General features: G+C 60.0%; 30 protein-coding genes. All 30 read left to right on the top strand.

Annotation, left to right across the window (positions count from 1 at the left end; genetic code table 11):
• On the top strand, positions 1–253 hold a 253-nt coding region (locus tag SF06_RS04910), incomplete at its 5' end, for an EF-Tu C-terminal domain-related protein (RefSeq protein WP_234703296.1).
• A gap of 150 nt (positions 254–403) precedes the next feature.
• The gene (rpsJ, locus tag SF06_RS04905; protein ID WP_003243886.1) at positions 404–715 is read left to right on the top strand and encodes a 30S ribosomal protein S10; all 312 of its coding nucleotides are present in this window, start codon (positions 404–406) and stop codon (positions 713–715) included.
• An 84-nt stretch (positions 716–799) separates the two neighbouring features.
• Positions 800–1,429, top strand: coding sequence for a 50S ribosomal protein L3 (gene rplC / locus SF06_RS04900; RefSeq protein WP_027590500.1), 630 nt, complete (start codon positions 800–802; stop codon positions 1,427–1,429).
• A 14-nt stretch (positions 1,430–1,443) separates the two neighbouring features.
• Positions 1,444–2,046, top strand: a complete 603-nt coding sequence (gene rplD / locus SF06_RS04895) for a 50S ribosomal protein L4 (RefSeq protein WP_027590501.1) — start codon at positions 1,444–1,446, stop codon at positions 2,044–2,046.
• Positions 2,043–2,342 (top strand): 50S ribosomal protein L23, encoded by a 300-nt coding sequence (gene rplW, locus SF06_RS04890; protein WP_027590502.1) that lies wholly within the window; start codon positions 2,043–2,045, stop codon positions 2,340–2,342. Before rplD ends, rplW begins: the two co-directional genes overlap by 4 nt.
• Before the next feature lie 11 nt (positions 2,343–2,353).
• Positions 2,354–3,175 (top strand): 50S ribosomal protein L2, encoded by an 822-nt coding sequence (gene rplB / locus SF06_RS04885; RefSeq protein ID WP_027590503.1) that lies wholly within the window; start codon positions 2,354–2,356, stop codon positions 3,173–3,175.
• Between the two features lie 16 nt (positions 3,176–3,191).
• Complete coding sequence (gene rpsS / locus SF06_RS04880) at positions 3,192–3,467, top strand: 30S ribosomal protein S19 (protein ID WP_027590504.1); 276 nt, start codon at positions 3,192–3,194, stop codon at positions 3,465–3,467.
• Positions 3,468–3,480: 13 nt separating this feature from the next.
• Positions 3,481–3,813 (top strand): 50S ribosomal protein L22, encoded by a 333-nt coding sequence (gene rplV / locus SF06_RS04875; protein ID WP_027590505.1) that lies wholly within the window; start codon positions 3,481–3,483, stop codon positions 3,811–3,813.
• 12 nt (positions 3,814–3,825) lie between these two features.
• Positions 3,826–4,512 carry a 30S ribosomal protein S3 gene (gene rpsC / locus SF06_RS04870; RefSeq protein WP_027590506.1) on the top strand — a complete coding sequence of 229 codons (687 nt, stop codon included), beginning with the start codon at positions 3,826–3,828 and terminating at the stop codon, positions 4,510–4,512.
• 12 nt (positions 4,513–4,524) lie between these two features.
• Positions 4,525–4,938, top strand: a complete 414-nt coding sequence (gene rplP / locus SF06_RS04865) for a 50S ribosomal protein L16 (protein WP_027590507.1) — start codon at positions 4,525–4,527, stop codon at positions 4,936–4,938.
• Entirely contained in the window at positions 4,938–5,129 is a 192-nt protein-coding gene (gene rpmC / locus SF06_RS04860) for a 50S ribosomal protein L29 (RefSeq protein WP_027590508.1), read from the top strand. The genes rplP and rpmC overlap by 1 nt, the downstream gene beginning before the upstream one ends.
• 2 nt (positions 5,130–5,131) lie before the next feature.
• On the top strand, positions 5,132–5,398 hold the full coding sequence (gene rpsQ / locus SF06_RS04855) for a 30S ribosomal protein S17 (RefSeq protein ID WP_027590509.1): 267 nt from the start codon (positions 5,132–5,134) through the stop codon (positions 5,396–5,398).
• 23 nt (positions 5,399–5,421) lie between these two features.
• On the top strand, positions 5,422–5,790 hold the full coding sequence (gene rplN, locus SF06_RS04850) for a 50S ribosomal protein L14 (protein ID WP_003281831.1): 369 nt from the start codon (positions 5,422–5,424) through the stop codon (positions 5,788–5,790).
• Between the two features lie 12 nt (positions 5,791–5,802).
• Positions 5,803–6,117 (top strand): 50S ribosomal protein L24, encoded by a 315-nt coding sequence (rplX, locus tag SF06_RS04845; protein WP_027590510.1) that lies wholly within the window; start codon positions 5,803–5,805, stop codon positions 6,115–6,117.
• A 19-nt stretch (positions 6,118–6,136) separates the two neighbouring features.
• Positions 6,137–6,676, top strand: a complete 540-nt coding sequence (rplE, locus tag SF06_RS04840; protein ID WP_027590511.1) for a 50S ribosomal protein L5 — start codon at positions 6,137–6,139, stop codon at positions 6,674–6,676.
• A gap of 13 nt (positions 6,677–6,689) precedes the next feature.
• A complete protein-coding gene (rpsN, locus tag SF06_RS04835) occupies positions 6,690–6,995 on the top strand; it encodes a 30S ribosomal protein S14 (protein WP_027590512.1) in 306 nt (101 codons plus the stop codon).
• 179 nt (positions 6,996–7,174) lie between these two features.
• On the top strand, positions 7,175–7,567 hold the full coding sequence (rpsH, locus tag SF06_RS04830; protein WP_027590513.1) for a 30S ribosomal protein S8: 393 nt from the start codon (positions 7,175–7,177) through the stop codon (positions 7,565–7,567).
• Positions 7,568–7,579: 12 nt separating this feature from the next.
• Complete coding sequence (gene rplF, locus SF06_RS04825) at positions 7,580–8,113, top strand: 50S ribosomal protein L6 (protein WP_027590514.1); 534 nt, start codon at positions 7,580–7,582, stop codon at positions 8,111–8,113.
• A gap of 10 nt (positions 8,114–8,123) precedes the next feature.
• Positions 8,124–8,474, top strand: coding sequence for a 50S ribosomal protein L18 (rplR, locus tag SF06_RS04820; protein ID WP_027590515.1), 351 nt, complete (start codon positions 8,124–8,126; stop codon positions 8,472–8,474).
• 3 nt (positions 8,475–8,477) lie between these two features.
• Positions 8,478–9,014 (top strand): 30S ribosomal protein S5, encoded by a 537-nt coding sequence (rpsE, locus tag SF06_RS04815; protein ID WP_037008931.1) that lies wholly within the window; start codon positions 8,478–8,480, stop codon positions 9,012–9,014.
• Between the two features lie 2 nt (positions 9,015–9,016).
• Entirely contained in the window at positions 9,017–9,196 is a 180-nt protein-coding gene (gene rpmD / locus SF06_RS04810) for a 50S ribosomal protein L30 (protein WP_027590517.1), read from the top strand.
• 2 nt (positions 9,197–9,198) lie between these two features.
• A complete protein-coding gene (gene rplO, locus SF06_RS04805; protein ID WP_027590518.1) occupies positions 9,199–9,633 on the top strand; it encodes a 50S ribosomal protein L15 in 435 nt (144 codons plus the stop codon).
• On the top strand, positions 9,634–10,962 hold the full coding sequence (secY, locus tag SF06_RS04800) for a preprotein translocase subunit SecY (RefSeq protein ID WP_039560189.1): 1,329 nt from the start codon (positions 9,634–9,636) through the stop codon (positions 10,960–10,962).
• A 31-nt stretch (positions 10,963–10,993) separates the two neighbouring features.
• Positions 10,994–11,110 carry a 50S ribosomal protein L36 gene (gene rpmJ / locus SF06_RS04795; RefSeq protein WP_027590520.1) on the top strand — a complete coding sequence of 39 codons (117 nt, stop codon included), beginning with the start codon at positions 10,994–10,996 and terminating at the stop codon, positions 11,108–11,110.
• Positions 11,111–11,243: 133 nt separating this feature from the next.
• Complete coding sequence (gene rpsM / locus SF06_RS04790; protein ID WP_027590521.1) at positions 11,244–11,600, top strand: 30S ribosomal protein S13; 357 nt, start codon at positions 11,244–11,246, stop codon at positions 11,598–11,600.
• A gap of 18 nt (positions 11,601–11,618) precedes the next feature.
• Positions 11,619–12,008: a 30S ribosomal protein S11 gene (rpsK, locus tag SF06_RS04785; RefSeq protein ID WP_003093689.1), complete on the top strand. Its 390-nt coding sequence runs from the start codon at positions 11,619–11,621 to the stop codon at positions 12,006–12,008.
• Positions 12,009–12,024: 16 nt separating this feature from the next.
• Positions 12,025–12,645, top strand: coding sequence for a 30S ribosomal protein S4 (gene rpsD / locus SF06_RS04780; protein WP_027590522.1), 621 nt, complete (start codon positions 12,025–12,027; stop codon positions 12,643–12,645).
• 22 nt (positions 12,646–12,667) lie between these two features.
• Complete coding sequence (locus SF06_RS04775) at positions 12,668–13,669, top strand: DNA-directed RNA polymerase subunit alpha (protein WP_027590523.1); 1,002 nt, start codon at positions 12,668–12,670, stop codon at positions 13,667–13,669.
• A 46-nt stretch (positions 13,670–13,715) separates the two neighbouring features.
• Positions 13,716–14,105: a 50S ribosomal protein L17 gene (gene rplQ / locus SF06_RS04770; protein WP_027590524.1), complete on the top strand. Its 390-nt coding sequence runs from the start codon at positions 13,716–13,718 to the stop codon at positions 14,103–14,105.
• Positions 14,106–14,236: 131 nt separating this feature from the next.
• A complete protein-coding gene (locus tag SF06_RS04765) occupies positions 14,237–16,318 on the top strand; it encodes a TonB-dependent receptor family protein (RefSeq protein ID WP_039560188.1) in 2,082 nt (693 codons plus the stop codon).
• The last annotated feature ends 31 nt before the right edge of the window (positions 16,319–16,349 follow it).

Below are 16,349 nucleotides of genomic sequence, written 5' to 3'. Positions count from 1 at the left end.
ATCCCCCCGGGGCCGCAAGGTGGTAGTAGGCAAAGGGTTGAAGGGCTACCGTCCGCAGTTCTACTTCCGTACCACTGACGTGACCGGTAACTGCGAGCTGCCGGAAGGCGTCGAGATGGTAATGCCGGGTGACAACATCAAGATGACCGTCACCCTGATCGCTCCGATCGCCATGGAAGACGGCCTGCGTTTCGCGATTCGCGAAGGTGGCCGTACCGTTGGCGCCGGCGTGGTTGCCAAGATCCTCGAGTAATCGGGGAACTGCGCAGAAAGGGCCCTTCGGGGCCCTTTTTGTTTGACTGATCAAAGATTGACACCCCCTGGGGGCATCCGTACAATTGCGCCTCCTTTTAACGGGCGTAGTCCGTCCGTTGGGGATGGCAAATTGGAGTCTGAGGTCAAAATGCAAAACCAACAAATCCGTATTCGGTTGAAGGCTTTTGACCATCGCCTGATCGATCAATCCACCCAGGAAATCGTGGAAACCGCGAAACGTACTGGGGCTCAGGTGCGTGGTCCGATTCCTCTGCCTACCCGCAAGGAGCGGTACACTGTGCTGATCTCTCCGCACGTCAACAAAGACGCGCGCGATCAGTATGAAATTCGTACCCACAAGCGCGTGCTGGACATCGTTCAGCCGACCGACAAAACCGTCGATGCGCTGATGAAGCTCGATCTTGCGGCTGGCGTGGAAGTGCAGATCAGCCTCGGCTAAAACCTCCCGGTTTTAGTCGTGTAACGCTCTGAAATGGGCGGCCATAGCGGGTGAAAGCCCCGTACACTCATGAGGTTTTACAACATGACTATTGGTGTAGTCGGTCGTAAGTGCGGCATGACCCGCATTTTCACCGAGGAAGGTGTCTCTATTCCGGTTACGGTCATCGAGATCGAGCCGAATCGCGTCACCCAGTTCAAGAACGAAGAGAGCGATGGCTATCGTGCCGTGCAGGTGACTGTCGGCGAGCGTCGCGCTTCCCGCGTGACCAAGGCTCAAGCCGGTCACTTCGCCAAGGCAAATGTCGCTGCTGGTCGTGCCGTCCTGGAATTCCGTCTTGAAGACGGCGAGTACCAGGCTGGTGATGAGATCAAGGCGGAAATTTTCCAGGCTGGTCAGCTGGTGGATGTCACCGGCCAGTCCAAGGGTAAAGGCTTTGCCGGTACCATCAAGCGCTGGAACTTCCGTGGTCAGGACAACACCCACGGCAACTCCGTCTCCCACCGCGTTCCGGGTTCCATTGGCCAGTGCCAGACTCCTGGTCGTGTTTTCAAGGGCAAGAAGATGTCCGGTCATCTCGGCGCTGAGCGCGTGACCGTGCAGTCCCTGGAAGTGGTGCGCGTCGATGCCGAACGTAACCTGCTGCTGGTCAAGGGTGCCGTTCCGGGCGCTACCGGTGGCGACGTTATCGTCCGTCCGGCTGTCAAGGCGTAAGGGGAGAAACTGAGATGCAATTGAATGTAAATGGCGCTCAGGCGATCGAAGTTTCCGATCGTATCTTCGGCGGTGAGTTCAACGAGACCCTGGTACACCAGGCAGTCGTGGCCTACATGGCTGGTGGCCGTCAAGGCACCCGCGCCCAGAAGACCCGTGCTGAAGTTTCTGGTGGCGGTGCCAAGCCGTTCCGTCAGAAGGGTACTGGTCGTGCTCGCGCCGGTTCCATCCGCAGCCCCATCTGGCGCAGCGGCGGCGTGACCTTTGCCGCCAAGCCGCAGGATCACTCCCAGAAGCTCAACAAGAAGATGTACCGCGCCGCCATGCGCTCCATCCTTGCTGAGCTGGCTCGTACCGATCGCCTGGTCGTGGTTGAAGAGTTCTCGGTCGATGCTCCGAAGACCAAGGGTCTGCTGAGCAAGCTGGGCGGTCTGAACCTGTCCGATGTGCTGATCGTTACCGATGCGGTCGATCAAAACCTGTACCTGGCTGCGCGTAACCTGCCGCACGTCGACGTTCGCGACGTCCAGGGCAGCGATCCGGTCAGCCTGATTGCCTACGACAAGGTGCTGATCACCGTGTCGGCGGTGAAGAAATTCGAGGAGCTGCTGGGATGAACCAGGAACGCGTATTCAAAGTACTGCTCGGCCCGCACATCTCCGAGAAGGCCACTGTCCTGGCTGACAGCAAGAAGCAGTTCATTTTCAAGGTTGCCACCGATGCAACCAAGCTGGAAATCAAGAAGGCCGTCGAAGTCCTTTTCAACGTCAAGGTCGCTGGTGTCCGCACTGTCAACGTGCAGGGCAAGACCAAGCGCACCATGCGTGGTATGGGCAAGCGCAACGACTGGAAGAAGGCGTACATCGCTCTCCAGCCGGGTCAAGATCTCGATTTCGCCAGCAGCGCTGAGTAAAGGGGTGCATCATGGCAATCGTTAAATGCAAACCGACTTCTGCTGGTCGCCGCTTTGTCGTCAAGGTGGTCAACCAGGATCTGCACAAGGGCGCTCCGTACGCTCCGCTGGTCGAAAAGCAGTCCAAGTCCGGCGGTCGTAACAACAACGGCCGTATCACCACTCGCCACGTTGGCGGTGGTCACAAGCAGCACTACCGTCTGGTCGACTTCCGCCGCAACAAGGATGGCATTCCTGCCATCGTCGAGCGCGTGGAATACGATCCGAACCGTACTGCCCACATCGCGCTGCTGAAATATGCCGACGGTGAGCGTCGCTACGTCATCGCGCCGAAGGGCATCAGTGCCGGTGACCAGCTGATCTCTGGCGCCCATGCGCCGATCAAGCCCGGCAACACCCTGCCGCTGCGCAACATTCCGGTGGGTTCCACCATCCACTGCATCGAGCTCAAGCCGGGCAAGGGCGCTCAGCTCGCTCGTTCGGCAGGTGCATCGGTTCAGCTGGTCGCTCGCGAAGGTGCTTACGTCACCGTCCGCCTGCGCTCCGGTGAAATGCGCAAGATTCTGGCCGAGTGCCGCGCGACCTTGGGCGAAGTCTCGAACCACGAGCACAGCCTGCGTTCGCTGGGTAAGGCCGGCGCCAAGCGCTGGAAGGGTATCCGTCCGACCGTTCGCGGTGTGGCCATGAACCCGGTTGATCACCCGCATGGTGGTGGTGAAGGTCGTACTTCCGGTGGTCGTCATCCGGTGTCGCCGTGGGGCTTCCCGACCAAGGGTAAGAAGACCCGTACCAACAAGCGCACCGACAACATGATCGTCCGTCGCCGTAAGTAACTAGAGGGATACGACTGTGCCGCGTTCTCTGAAAAAAGGTCCTTTTATCGATCTTCACCTGTTGAAGAAGGTCGAAGTGGCGGTGGAAAAGAACGATCGCAAGCCGGTGAAAACCTGGTCGCGCCGTTCCATCGTTCTGCCGCAAATGGTTGGTCTGACCATCGCTGTCCACAACGGCCGCCAGCATGTGCCGGTGCTCGTCAACGAGGACATGGTTGGCCACAAACTGGGCGAGTTCGCCGCTACCCGCACCTACCGCGGGCATGCTGCGGACAAGAAAGCCAAGCGCTAAGGGGTAAGGAACGATGGAAGTAGCCGCTAAGCTGTCGGGCGCTCGCATCTCCGCCCAGAAAGCCCGCTTGGTCGCCGACCAGATCCGCGGGAAGAAGGTGGGCGAAGCGCTCAACCTGCTGGCTTTCAGCAACAAGAAAGCCGCCGAGATCATCAAGAAAGTGCTGGAGTCGGCCGTGGCCAACGCCGAGCACAACGAAGGCGCCGACGTGGACGACCTGAAGGTCTCCACCGTCTTCGTCAACGAAGGGCGTTCGCTGAAGCGTATCATGCCGCGTGCCAAGGGCCGTGCTGATCGCATCGTCAAGCGGTCTTGCCATATCACTGTCAAGGTTGCGGACAAGTAAGGGGTCGATCAGATGGGTCAGAAAGTACATCCCATTGGCATTCGCCTGGGCATCGTCAAGGAGCACACCTCCGTCTGGTACGCAGATAAGCGTCAGTACGCCGACTATCTGCTGGCCGACCTGAAGGTTCGTGAGTATCTCCAGGACAAACTAAAAAACGCGTCCGTTAGCCGCATCGACATCGCTCGTCCGGCTCAGACCGCACGCATCACCATCCACACCGCTCGTCCCGGCATCGTGATCGGCAAGAAGGGTGAGGATGTTGAGAAGCTGCGTCAGGACCTGACCAAGCAAATGGGTGTGCCCGTGCACATCAACATCGAGGAAATCCGCAAGCCGGAACTCGATGCCATGCTGGTTGCACAGAGCGTGGCTCAGCAGCTGGAGCGTCGTGTCATGTTCCGTCGCGCGATGAAGCGTGCGGTGCAGAGCGCAATGCGTATTGGTGCCAAGGGCATCAAGATCCAGGTGAGCGGTCGTCTGGGTGGTGCGGAAATCGCGCGCACCGAATGGTATCGCGAAGGTCGTGTGCCTCTGCACACCCTGCGCGCCGACATTGACTACGCCACTTACGAAGCGCACACCACCTACGGTGTGATCGGTGTCAAGGTTTGGATCTTCAAGGGTGAGGTCATTGGCGGCCGCACCGAAGAGCTGAAGCCGCAAGCGCCCGCTCCTCGTAAAGCTGCCAAGAAATAAGGAGTACGCATCATGTTGCAACCCAAGCGTACGAAGTTCCGCAAGCAGATGACCGGTCACAACCGTGGCCTTGCTCAACGCGGTAGCAAAGTCAGCTTCGGCGAGTTTGCACTGAAATCCGTGAGCCGCGGTCGCCTGACTGCACGTCAGATCGAAGCTGCACGTCGTGCACTGACTCGTCACGTGAAGCGTGGCGGCAAGATCTGGATCCGCGTGTTCCCCGACAAGCCTGTTACCAAGAAGCCCCTCGAAGTTCGTATGGGTAAAGGTAAGGGTAGCGTCGAGTACTGGGTAGCCCAGATTCAGCCGGGCAAGGTGCTCTACGAGATCGAGGGTGTTTCCGAAGAGTTGGCGCGCGAGGCTTTCGCACTGGCCGCTGCAAAGCTGCCCCTCGCCACCACCTTTGTTAAGCGGACGGTGATGTGATGAAAGCGAACGAACTTCGTGGAAAAACGGCGCAGGAGCTGAACGAGCAGCTGCTCGGCCTGCTGCGCGATCAGTTCAATCTGCGCATGCAGAAGGCAACTGGTCAGCTGGGGCAGTCTCACCTGCTCAAGCAAGTGAAGCGCGACATCGCTCGCGTCAAGACTGTGCTCAACCAGCAGGCAGGTGAGTAATCATGGCTGAAGCTCAGAAAACCGTCCGTACGCTGACCGGCCGTGTCGTCAGCGACAAGATGGACAAGTCCATCACCGTTCTGATCGAGCGTCGCGTAAAGCACCCGATCTACGGCAAATATGTGAAGCGTTCGACCAAACTGCACGCCCACGACGAAACCAATCAGTGCCGCATCGGCGACCTGGTCACCATTCGCGAGACCCGTCCGGTTTCCAAGACCAAGTCCTGGGCGCTGGTTGAAGTCGTAGAGCGCGCAGCGGAAGTCTAAGGACTAGGGGTCGGAGAAATTTTATGATTCAGACTCAATCCATGCTCGACGTCGCTGACAACAGCGGTGCTCGTCGTGTTATGTGCATCAAGGTCCTGGGTGGTTCGCACCGTCGTTATGCCGGTATTGGCGACATCATCAAGGTCACCGTGAAAGAAGCGATTCCGCGCGGTAAGGTCAAGAAAGGCCAGGTCATGACTGCCGTGGTCGTGCGTACCCGTCATGGTGTGCGTCGTCCCGACGGTTCGATCATCCGCTTCGATGGCAACGCCGCGGTTCTGCTGAACAACAAGCAGGAGCCGATCGGCACCCGTATCTTCGGGCCGGTGACTCGTGAACTGCGTACCGAGAAGTTCATGAAGATCGTCTCGCTCGCCCCCGAAGTGCTGTAAGGAGAAGCCGTCATGCAAAAGATTCGTCGTGACGACGAGATCATCGTCATCGCCGGCAAAGACAAGGGCAAGCGTGGCAAGGTGCTCAAGGTGCTGGCAGACGACCGTCTGGTCGTCGCTGGCGTCAACCTGGTGAAGCGCCACACCAAGCCGAACCCGATGCTGGGCGTTCAAGGCGGTATCGTCGAGAAAGAAGCGCCGCTGCACGTGTCCAACGTTGCAATCTTCAATGCTGAAACCAACAAGGCTGACCGCGTTGGCTTCAAGGTTGAAGACGGCAAGAAAATTCGTGTCTTCAAGTCCACCCAGAAGCCGGTTGGCGCTTGAGAAGAGCAGGTAGAAACCAATGGCACGACTCAAAGAGATCTACCGGAACCAGATTGCGCCTCAGCTGAAGGACGACCTTAAGCTGGCCAACGTGATGGAAGTTCCGCGCATCACCAAGATCACCCTGAACATGGGTCTGGGCGAAGCGATCGGCGACAAGAAAGTCATCGAGAACGCGGTAGCCGATCTGGAAAAGATCACCGGCCAGAAGCCGGTGGTCACCTACGCTCGCAAGTCCATCGCCGGCTTTAAGGTCCGCGAGGGCTGGCCGATCGGGGTCAAGGTCACCCTGCGCAGCGATCGCATGTACGAGTTCCTGGACCGTCTGCTGTCCATTTCCCTGCCGCGTGTGCGTGACTTCCGCGGCCTGAATGCCAAGTCCTTCGATGGTCGTGGCAACTACAGCATGGGTGTGAAAGAGCAGATCATTTTCCCGGAAATCGATTACGACAAGATCGATGCTCTGCGTGGTCTGGACATCACCCTGACTACCACTGCCCGTAACGACGACGAAGGTCGCGCGCTTCTGCGTGCCTTCAAGTTCCCGTTCCGCAACTGATCTGGAGTAGGCAATGGCCAAACAGAGCATGAAGAACCGTGAGCTGAAGCGTCAGCAAACGGTTGCCAAGTACGCCAAGAAGCGTGCCGAGCTGAAAGCTATCATCGCCAACCCGAACTCCACTCCGGAAGCGCGTTGGGAAGCCCAGGTAGCCCTGCAGAAGCAGCCGCGCGACGCCAGCGCTGCTCGCCTGCGCAATCGCTGCCGTCTGACCGGCCGTCCGCACGGTGTGTACCGTAAGTTCGGTCTGTCCCGTAACATGCTGCGTGAAGCGGCCATGCGCGGTGACGTACCTGGTCTGGTCAAGGCCAGCTGGTAAGCAGTCTGCGAGGAGTTCGCTCCTCGCTTTGGCTCTCAGATCAAGCCCCTTTCGGGGCTTGATTTGTTTTTGAGCAATCTCTAGAATTGCCGGCTCGCCAGAGCCCGGCATTTAGCCGTTACGGTCTCTGGCGCTCCAGGCGCCGAAAGGCCGTTTTTTTGTTTAGGAGCATCAAGCCCATGAGTATGCAGGACCCGTTAGCGGACATGCTAACTCGTATCCGTAATGCCCAGATGGCTGAAAAGTCCGTCGTAAGCATGCCGTCCTCCAAGCTGAAGGTGGCAGTTGCCAACGTTCTGAAGAACGAAGGTTACATTGCGGGTTACCAGGTGAGCAGCGAAGCCAAGCCGCTGCTGACCATCGAGCTGAAGTATTTCGAAGGCCGTCCGGTCATTGAAGAGCTCAAGCGCACCAGCCGTCCCGGCCTGCGTCAGTACAAGTCCGTCGATCAGCTGCCGAAAGTGCGTGGTGGTCTGGGCGTCTCGATCGTTTCCACCAACAAGGGTGTGATGACTGATCGTGCTGCTCGCGCTGCCGGTGTCGGTGGCGAAGTCCTCTGCACCGTATTCTAAGGGGGTTTAAGCATGTCTCGCGTTGCTAAAAACCCCGTCAAGCTGCCTGCGGGTGTTGAAGTCAAGCTGAACGGTCAGCTGTTGTCGGTCAAGGGTGCCAAGGGCGCTCTCGAGCTGAAGCTGCATCCGTCGGTTGAAGTCATTCAGGATTCCGGAGAGCTGCGCTTTGCTGCTCGCAATGGCGATCAGCAGACTCGCGCCATGACCGGTACCACCCGTGCGCTGGTCAACAACATGGTCCTCGGTGTCAGCCAGGGCTTCGAGCGCAAGCTCCAGCTCGTTGGTGTGGGCTACAAGGCTCAGGCCAAGGGCAAGGTGCTCAACCTCGCGCTCGGCTTCTCGCATCCGATCGACTACGAGCTGCCGGAAGGCATCGTTGCCGAGACCCCCAACCAGACCGACATCGTTCTGAAGGGTATCGACAAGCAACTGCTCGGTCAGGTTGCCGCCGAAATCCGCGACTTCCGTCGTCCCGAGCCGTACAAGGGCAAGGGCGTGCGTTATGCAGACGAAGTCGTCCTTCGCAAAGAAGCCAAGAAGAAGTAGGGCATAGCAAATGAGCGAAAAGAAAGAAACTCGTCTGCGTCGCGCTCGCAAGGCACGCCTGAAAATGCGCGAACTGGAAGTCGTACGCCTCTGCGTGTACCGCTCTTCCCAGCACATCTACGCCCAGGTCATCTCGGCCGATGGCGGCAAGGTCCTGGCTTCCGCCTCGACCCTGGACAAAGAACTGCGCGACGGTGCCACTGGCAACGTCGAGGCGGCCAAGAAGGTTGGTCAGCTGGTAGCCGAGCGTGCCAAGGCCGCTGGTGTCACCCAGGTGGCGTTCGACCGTTCTGGCTTCAAGTACCACGGCCGCGTCCAGGCGCTGGCTGATGCTGCTCGTGAAGGCGGGCTGGAGTTCTAAGTTATGGCAAATCACGAGCAAAAGCGCGATCGCGACAACCGCGACAACCGCGAAGAAGCACGCGACGAAGGCTACATCGAGAAGCTGGTTCAGGTGAATCGCGTTGCCAAGACCGTTAAGGGTGGCCGCATCTTCACCTTCACCGCGCTGACCGTTGTTGGTGATGGCAAGGGTCGTGTCGGTTTCGGTCGCGGCAAGTCCCGCGAAGTACCGGCCGCCATTCAGAAGGCCATGGAAGCGGCTCGCCGCAACATGATCCAGGTCGACCTGAACGGCACCACCCTGCAGTACCCGCTGAAGTCTGCTCATGGCGCCTCCAAGGTGTACATGCAGCCGGCCTCCGAAGGTACCGGTGTGATCGCTGGTGGTGCCATGCGCGCCATCCTGGAAGTCGCGGGCGTGCAGAACGTCCTGGCCAAGTGCTATGGCTCCACCAACCCGGTGAACGTGGTTCAGGCCACCTTCAAGGGTCTGAAGGCCATGCAGGCGCCGGCCAGCGTTGCAGCCAAGCGTGGCAAGAGTGTCGAGGAGATCCTCTAACCATGGCTAACACTGTCAAAGTCACCCTCGTCAAGAGCGTGAACGGCCGCCTGGCCAACCACAAGGCGTGCGTCAAGGGCCTCGGTCTGCGTCGCATCGGTCATACCGTCGAGATCCAGGACACTCCTGAAAACCGCGGCATGATCAACAAGGCCTACTATCTGCTGCGTGTGGAGGGCTAACCATGAAACTGAATGATCTGCGCTCCGCGCCCGGCGCCCGTCGCGAAAAGCACCGCCCCGGTCGTGGTATCGGTAGCGGCCTGGGCAAGACCGGTGGTCGCGGCCACAAGGGCCAGACCTCCCGTACCGGCGGCACCATCGCTCCCGGTTTCGAGGGTGGCCAGCAGCCGCTGCACCGTCGTCTGCCGAAGTTCGGCTTCGTCTCCCTGAAGGCCCTGGATCGCGCTGAAGTACGTACTTCCGAGCTGGCCAAGGTGGAAGGTGACGTCGTGACTCTGCAGGCGCTGAAGGATGCCAACGTCATCAACCAGAACGTGCAGCGTGTCAAAGTCATGCTGTCCGGCGAGGTTGGTCGCGCTGTTACCCTGAAGGGCATCGCCGCCACCAAGGGTGCGCGTGCGGCTATCGAAGCAGCTGGCGGTAAGATCGAGGACTAAATGGCTAGGCAAGGTGCTCTCTCTGCGCTAAGCAACGGCGGGTTGTCCGAGCTGTGGGCTCGGCTGCGCTTCCTGTTCCTGGCGATCATCGTCTACCGAATTGGTGCGCATATCCCGGTTCCCGGGATCAATCCTGACCGTCTGGCGGAGCTCTTCCGTCAGAATGAGGGGACCATTCTTAGCCTGTTCAACATGTTTTCCGGCGGTGCGCTGGAGCGGATGAGCATCTTTGCGCTGGGGATCATGCCGTACATCTCGGCGTCGATCATCATGCAGCTGATGACCGCTGTCAGCCCGCAGCTGGAGCAGTTGAAGAAGGAAGGTGAATCTGGCCGTCGCAAGATCAGCCAGTACACCCGCTACGGCACCCTGGTGCTGGCCATCGTGCAAGCCATTGGCATGTCCGTTGGCCTGGCGAGCCAGGGTGTGGCTTTCGCGACCGACTTCGGCTTCTACTTCGTGGCCATCACCACGTTCGTAGCTGGCGCCATGTTCATGATGTGGCTCGGCGAACAGATCACCGAACGGGGTGTCGGCAACGGCATCTCCATGTTGATCTTCGCCGGCATCGTGGCGGGCTTGCCGTCGGCCATCGGTCAGTCGTTCGAGTCGGCTCGGCAGGGCGACATCAACATCTTCGCTCTGCTGGTCATCGGCCTGCTGGCCGTACTGATCATCGGTTTCGTGGTGTTCATCGAGCGTGGCCAGCGCCGTATTGCGGTGCACTACGCCAAGCGTCAGCAGGGCCGCAAGGTCTTCGCCGCGCAGACCAGCCACCTGCCGTTGAAGGTGAACATGGCGGGCGTTATTCCGGCCATCTTCGCCAGCAGCATCCTGTTGTTCCCGGCTTCGCTGGGTCAGTGGTTCGGTCAGTCCGAGAGCATGGGCTGGCTGCAGGATGTTTCTCAGTCGATCGCTCCGGGCCAGCCGCTGAACATCTTGCTGTTTAGTGCAGGGATCATCTTCTTCTGCTTCTTCTATACGGCGCTGATGTTCAATCCGAAGGACGTAGCGGAGAACCTGAAGAAGTCTGGTGCCTTTATCCCGGGTATCCGTCCGGGTGAGCAGTCGGCGCGCTACATCGATGGCGTCCTGACCCGCTTGACCATGTTCGGTGCTCTGTACATGACGGCTGTGTGTCTGCTGCCCCAGTTCCTGGTGGTGGCCGCCAACGTGCCGTTCTACCTTGGCGGGACCTCGCTGCTGATCGTGGTCGTGGTGGTCATGGACTTTATGTCTCAAGTCCAGTCCCATCTCGTCTCGCACCAGTACGATTCCCTGATGAAGAAAGCCAACCTGAAGGGCTATGGCAGCGGCATGCTCCGCTGACCTGGTTGCCGTAAGGTTCTAGGAGTTACTGATGAAAGTTCGTGCATCGGTCAAGAAGCTGTGCCGTAACTGCAAGATCGTGCGTCGCGACGGCGTCGTGCGCGTGATCTGCAAGGCGGAGCCGCGCCACAAGCAGCGCCAAGGCTGATTGTGATCCAGCGTCAATAGCCCGGCAGCTAGTGTGCTGCCGGGTTGAACATTTGCTATTACAGCGCTAATATCGCGCGCCCTATTTCTTGGCTTCCGGGGCGTCGGTAGCTGTCAATTGGAGTCCACACTGAATGGCCCGTATTGCAGGCGTCAACATTCCAGATAACAAGCACACTGTTATCTCGCTGACCTACATCTACGGTGTTGGTCGCACCACTGCACAGCAAATCTGTGCCACCACCGGCGTGAATCCGGCGGTGAAGATCAAGGATCTCTCCGACGAGCAGCTCGAGCAGCTCCGCGGCGAAGTCGCCAAGCTCACCACTGAAGGTGACCTGCGCCGTGAGATCAACATGAACATCAAGCGTCTGATGGACCTCGGTTGCTACCGCGGTCTGCGCCATCGTCGCGGTCTGCCGGTACACGGTCAGCGTACCAAGACCAACGCGCGTACCCGTAAGGGCCCGCGTAAGCCGATCCGCAAGTAATCGCTTAGGAATTTGATCATGGCAAAACCTGCTGCTCGTCCTCGCAAGAAGGTCAAAAAGACGGTGGTTGATGGCATCGCCCACATCCACGCTTCTTTCAACAACACTATCGTGACCATCACTGACCGTCAGGGCAACGCGTTGTCCTGGGCCACCTCCGGTGGTTCCGGTTTCCGTGGTTCCCGTAAGTCCACTCCGTTCGCTGCCCAGGTGGCTGCCGAGCGCGCCGGCCAGGCTGCGCTGGAGTACGGTCTGAAGAACCTCGATGTGAACGTCAAGGGCCCGGGCCCGGGCCGCGAATCCGCAGTCCGCGCACTGAACGCCTGCGGTTACAAGATCGCCAGCATCACCGACGTGACGCCCATCCCGCACAACGGGTGCCGTCCGCCGAAGAAGCGTCGCGTGTAATAGGAGACAGTGAGAAATGGCTCGTTACATTGGTCCCAAATGCAAACTGTCTCGCCGTGAAGGCACCGACCTGTTCCTGAAGAGCGGTGCTCGCGCACTGGACTCCAAGTGCAAGGCCGAACAGGCTCCCGGCCAGCACGGCCTGCGTCGCGGTCGTCTGTCCGATTACGGCACCCAGCTGCGTGAAAAGCAGAAAGTGCGTCGCATCTACGGCGTTCTCGAGCGTCAGTTCAGCGGTTATTACAAGGAAGCTGCCCGTCGCAAGGGCGCTACCGGCGAAAACCTACTGCAACTGCTCGAGTGCCGTCTGGACAACGTCGTCTACCGCATGGGCTTTGGTGCCACCCGCGCCGAATCCCGTCAGCTGGTGTCGCACAAGTCCATCACCGTCAACGGTCAGACCGTGAACATCCCGTCCTACCAGGTGAAAGCCGGTGACGTGGTTGCTGTTCGCGAGAAGTCCAAGAACCAGCTGCGTATTGCCCAAGCTCTCGAGCTGGCGGCTCAGCGTGGCCGTGCCGAATGGCTTGAAGTAGACGCAGAGAAGAAGTCGGGCGTGTTCAAGAGCGTTCCGGCCCGTTCTGACCTGTCCGCCGACATCAACGAAAACCTGATTGTCGAGCTCTACTCCAAGTAAGGGCTAGAAAATAGGTGCATCCATGCAGAGTTCGGTAAATGAGTTCCTGACCCCGCGTCATATCGACGTTCAGGCGGTCAGTCCGACCCGCGCCAAGATCACGCTCGAGCCTCTCGAGCGTGGCTTTGGCCATACCTTGGGCAACGCGCTGCGTCGCATCCTGTTGTCCTCCATGCCTGGCTGTGCAGTGGTCGAGGCCGAGATTGATGGCGTGCTCCACGAGTACAGCGCCATCGAAGGCGTTCAGGAAGATGTCATCGAGATCCTCCTGAACCTCAAGGGCCTGGCTATCAAGCTGCACGGCCGCGATGAAGTAACGCTGAGCCTTTCCAAGAAGGGCCCGGGCGTGGTCACCGCCGCCGATATTCAGCTGGATCACGATGTCGAAATCGTCAACGGCGACCACGTGATCGCTCATCTGGCGGACAACGGTTCCCTGAACATGAAGCTCAAGGTGGCGCGCGGTCGTGGTTACGTCCCGGCCGACGCCCGCCAGAGCGACGAGGACGAAAGCCGCAGCATTGGTCGTCTGCAGCTTGACGCTTCCTTCAGCCCGGTCCGTCGTATCGCTTACGTGGTGGAAAACGCCCGCGTCGAGCAGCGTACCAACCTGGACAAGCTGGTCATCGACCTGGAAACCAACGGCACCCTCGATCCCGAGGAATCCATCCGTCGCGCCGCGACCATCCTGCAGCAGCAGCTGGCCGCGTTCGTCGATCTGAAGGGTGATGCGGAGCCGGTGGTAGTGGAGCAGGAAGACGAGATCGATCCGATCCTGCTGCGCCCGGTTGACGACCTGGAGCTGACCGTCCGTTCGGCCAACTGCCTCAAGGCAGAAAACATCTACTACATCGGTGACCTGATCCAGCGCACCGAGGTCGAGCTGTTGAAGACGCCGAACCTGGGCAAGAAGTCCCTGACCGAAATCAAGGACGTTCTGGCTTCTCGTGGTCTGTCCCTCGGTATGCGCCTCGATAACTGGCCGCCGGCAAGTCTGAAGAAGGACGATAAGGCCACCGCCTGATCGTCCCCAGTCACCGAACTTTCACGTTTGGTAAGGAATTTCAATCATGCGTCATCGTAAAAGTGGCCGTCACCTGAGCCGCACCAGCGCCCACCGCAAGGCCATGTTCCAGAACATGGCGGTGTCGCTGTTCGAGCACGAACTGATCAAGACCACCCTGCCGAAAGCCAAGGAACTGCGCCGCGTTGCCGAGCCGCTGATCACCCTGGCCAAGGAAGACACCGTCGCCAACCGTCGTCTGGCTTTCGACCGCACCCGCTCCAAGGCTGCTGTCGGCAAGCTGTTCAACGACCTGGGCAAGCGCTACGCCACCCGTCAGGGCGGCTACCTGCGCATCCTGAAGTGCGGTTTCCGCGCTGGCGACAACGCCCCGATGGCTTACGTTGAACTGGTTGACCGTCCGGTCGCTGGTACCGTGGAAGCCGCGGCTGAGTAAGTCGTGATCCAGAAAGAAACCGGGCCCTGGCCCGGTTTTTTTTCGCCTGTGCGAAACCGAATGGCCATCTGTGGTCTCCTTGCGGCTACGCTGACAGCGCGCCACATCATTGCACCTGCCTTGGAGAATGGATGCCCAGAGCCGCTTCCGCCGTCCTGCTTTTACTCACCAGCTCCCCCGCCCTGGCCGCCGTTGAAGTTGCCCACATGGTGATCAGCGGGACGCGTTTTGAAGCGCCGGTGGATACCCAGCCTTTCTCGGTCGAGCGGATCGACCTTGGCGATGCCCGCCAGGGCCACCCAGGCATCGACTTGTCGGAAGCATTGCAGGGCGTACCGGGTCTCAGCGTTCAACAGCGCCATAACCTCGCGCAGGAACCGCAGCTGTCGATCCGCGGCTTCGGGGCACGTTCGGCCTTCGGGATCCGCGGCGTCAAGCTGCTCAGCGACGGGATACCGGCAAGTATCCCCGACGGCCAGGGGCAGGCTTCGAGTTTCGATCTGGATACCCTCGATCACATCGAAGTCCTGCGTGGTCCCTCCGCCAGTGTGTATGGCAGCAACTCGGGCGGGGTGATCCAGCTGTTCTCCCGCGACGGCACGGGCGACCCACGCCTTCTGGCAGGCAGTACCTTCGGACGCTGGGGTACGCGGCGGCATCACGTGGGCGTGGAGTCTGGCACAGACTGGGGCGGCCTCGTGTTCAACCAGTCCAGTCTTGATCTGGATGGCTTCCGCCATCACAGCTCGGCGCGCGTCGACAAGCGCTTCGCCAAGCTGACTGTCACGCCGGCGGACCGCCGGCTGGCCTTGATCTACAGCGATCTGCAGCAGGACGACACCCAGGATCCGCAGGGGCTCGATTGGGCAGCCTATCGGCGGGACCCACGTAGCAACTCGGCCAATACGCTGCTGTACAACACGCGAAAGTCCGTTGACCAGCAGCAGGTGGGCATCAACTACCAGCAAGATCTTTGGACTGCGCAATGGCAGACCACGCTGTACGGCGGAAAACGCCGCGTCGTGCAGTTCCTGTCGATCCCCCGAGCGGTGCAGCAGGCCAGTGCGACGCAGGCTGGTGGCGTGGTCGATTTCGAGCGCGATTACTACGGGTTGCATAGCCGCTGGATCCAGCCATGGCTGGTCGGGCCCGGCGAGCTGATCCTTACCGGCGGCCTGGATTACGACGTATCGGTGGATGATCGCCAGGGTTACGAGAATTTTGTCGGTGATCTGCTGGGCGTGCGGGGTAGCTTGCGGCGAGATGAGCGAGACGAGATACGCAGCCTGGCGCCGTACCTGCAGCTGGCCTGGCACGGAGAGCAGCTGAATGTCCAGGTGGGTCTGCGCCACAACGAAGTGGCGTTCGAAGTGGACGATCACTACGTGGTCGCCGGAAACGGCGATGACAGCGGCGCGGTTACGTACCGCGAACTCACCCCCAGCGTCGGCGCCGGTTATGCGCTCCCCTTTGGGCTGACGGCCTATGCCGGCTGGTCTAAAGGCTTCGAAACGCCGACCCTGGGTGAGCTGGCGTACTCGGGCGAGGATGGTCGTTTCGGCTTTGGTCTGCGTCCGGCCACCAGCGAGCAGCACGAGCTGGGTCTGCGTGCGGCCTTGCCCGGCCACGGCCGCCTGCAGGCCGCCTGGTTTAATATCCGGACCGACAATGAGTTGGTGGTGGCTGCGGCAAGTGGTGGTCGCACGGCCTACCAGAACGCGGCCCAAACGCGACGACGCGGGTTTGAGATCGGGCTGGAACAGCCGTTGGGGGATTATCTGCAGGCGCGCCTGGCCTACACCTGGCTGGATGCGCGGTACAGCAAACGCTTCAGCAGTCAGGGGCAGGTCGTTGCGAGCGACAACCGGCTACCCGGCATAGCGGAGCACAGTTTTTCCGCGACGCTGGCCTGGCAGCCACGCGATGATGTGGAGCTGGGGCTGGAGGCGGCCGCGCGCAGCGCCATGGAGGTCCATGATCTGAACCGTGATCGCGCGGCGCCGGGGTATGCGCTGTTCAGCAGCTATGCGCAGTTCGAGCAGCGACACAGGGCGTGGATACTGCGCGAGACGCTGCGGATCGACAATCTCGCGGGGCGCGAGTACATCGGTTCGGTGATCATCGGCGACGGCAACGCCCGCTATTACGAACCCGGCGCCGGGCGCACCTGGTACGCAGGGCTGAGCCTGGAGTATCGGTTCGGGGAAGACTGACCGCATGCTTCGTTAGTTTTTCTCAATTGAA

This window comes from Pseudomonas flexibilis, assembly GCF_000802425.1.
GTDB classification, from domain to species: domain Bacteria; phylum Pseudomonadota; class Gammaproteobacteria; order Pseudomonadales; family Pseudomonadaceae; genus Serpens; species Serpens flexibilis.
Note: the sequence above shows the minus strand (reverse complement) of the source record. Positions and strands in the feature narration are given on the sequence as shown.

Coding starts and splice junctions, on each gene's coding strand:
- rplV (WP_027590505.1), top strand. CDS start 3,481: ATGGAAGTAGCCGCTAAGCTGTCGGGCGCTCGCATCTCCGCCCAGAAA.
- rplF (WP_027590514.1), top strand. CDS start 7,580: ATGTCTCGCGTTGCTAAAAACCCCGTCAAGCTGCCTGCGGGTGTTGAA.
- rpsD (WP_027590522.1), top strand. CDS start 12,025: ATGGCTCGTTACATTGGTCCCAAATGCAAACTGTCTCGCCGTGAAGGC.
- rpsN (WP_027590512.1), top strand. CDS start 6,690: ATGGCCAAACAGAGCATGAAGAACCGTGAGCTGAAGCGTCAGCAAACG.
- rpmD (WP_027590517.1), top strand. CDS start 9,017: ATGGCTAACACTGTCAAAGTCACCCTCGTCAAGAGCGTGAACGGCCGC.
- rplC (WP_027590500.1), top strand. CDS start 800: ATGACTATTGGTGTAGTCGGTCGTAAGTGCGGCATGACCCGCATTTTC.
- rpsJ (WP_003243886.1), top strand. CDS start 404: ATGCAAAACCAACAAATCCGTATTCGGTTGAAGGCTTTTGACCATCGC.
- rpsM (WP_027590521.1), top strand. CDS start 11,244: ATGGCCCGTATTGCAGGCGTCAACATTCCAGATAACAAGCACACTGTT.
- rpmJ (WP_027590520.1), top strand. CDS start 10,994: ATGAAAGTTCGTGCATCGGTCAAGAAGCTGTGCCGTAACTGCAAGATC.
- rplX (WP_027590510.1), top strand. CDS start 5,803: ATGCAAAAGATTCGTCGTGACGACGAGATCATCGTCATCGCCGGCAAA.
- rpsK (WP_003093689.1), top strand. CDS start 11,619: ATGGCAAAACCTGCTGCTCGTCCTCGCAAGAAGGTCAAAAAGACGGTG.
- rplN (WP_003281831.1), top strand. CDS start 5,422: ATGATTCAGACTCAATCCATGCTCGACGTCGCTGACAACAGCGGTGCT.
- rplP (WP_027590507.1), top strand. CDS start 4,525: ATGTTGCAACCCAAGCGTACGAAGTTCCGCAAGCAGATGACCGGTCAC.
- secY (WP_039560189.1), top strand. CDS start 9,634: ATGGCTAGGCAAGGTGCTCTCTCTGCGCTAAGCAACGGCGGGTTGTCC.
- rpsH (WP_027590513.1), top strand. CDS start 7,175: ATGAGTATGCAGGACCCGTTAGCGGACATGCTAACTCGTATCCGTAAT.
- rplO (WP_027590518.1), top strand. CDS start 9,199: ATGAAACTGAATGATCTGCGCTCCGCGCCCGGCGCCCGTCGCGAAAAG.
- rpsE (WP_037008931.1), top strand. CDS start 8,478: ATGGCAAATCACGAGCAAAAGCGCGATCGCGACAACCGCGACAACCGC.
- SF06_RS04775 (WP_027590523.1), top strand. CDS start 12,668: ATGCAGAGTTCGGTAAATGAGTTCCTGACCCCGCGTCATATCGACGTT.
- rplR (WP_027590515.1), top strand. CDS start 8,124: ATGAGCGAAAAGAAAGAAACTCGTCTGCGTCGCGCTCGCAAGGCACGC.
- rplE (WP_027590511.1), top strand. CDS start 6,137: ATGGCACGACTCAAAGAGATCTACCGGAACCAGATTGCGCCTCAGCTG.
- rplW (WP_027590502.1), top strand. CDS start 2,043: ATGAACCAGGAACGCGTATTCAAAGTACTGCTCGGCCCGCACATCTCC.
- rpsC (WP_027590506.1), top strand. CDS start 3,826: ATGGGTCAGAAAGTACATCCCATTGGCATTCGCCTGGGCATCGTCAAG.
- rplD (WP_027590501.1), top strand. CDS start 1,444: ATGCAATTGAATGTAAATGGCGCTCAGGCGATCGAAGTTTCCGATCGT.
- rpsQ (WP_027590509.1), top strand. CDS start 5,132: ATGGCTGAAGCTCAGAAAACCGTCCGTACGCTGACCGGCCGTGTCGTC.
- rpmC (WP_027590508.1), top strand. CDS start 4,938: ATGAAAGCGAACGAACTTCGTGGAAAAACGGCGCAGGAGCTGAACGAG.
- rplQ (WP_027590524.1), top strand. CDS start 13,716: ATGCGTCATCGTAAAAGTGGCCGTCACCTGAGCCGCACCAGCGCCCAC.
- SF06_RS04765 (WP_039560188.1), top strand. CDS start 14,237: ATGCCCAGAGCCGCTTCCGCCGTCCTGCTTTTACTCACCAGCTCCCCC.
- rplB (WP_027590503.1), top strand. CDS start 2,354: ATGGCAATCGTTAAATGCAAACCGACTTCTGCTGGTCGCCGCTTTGTC.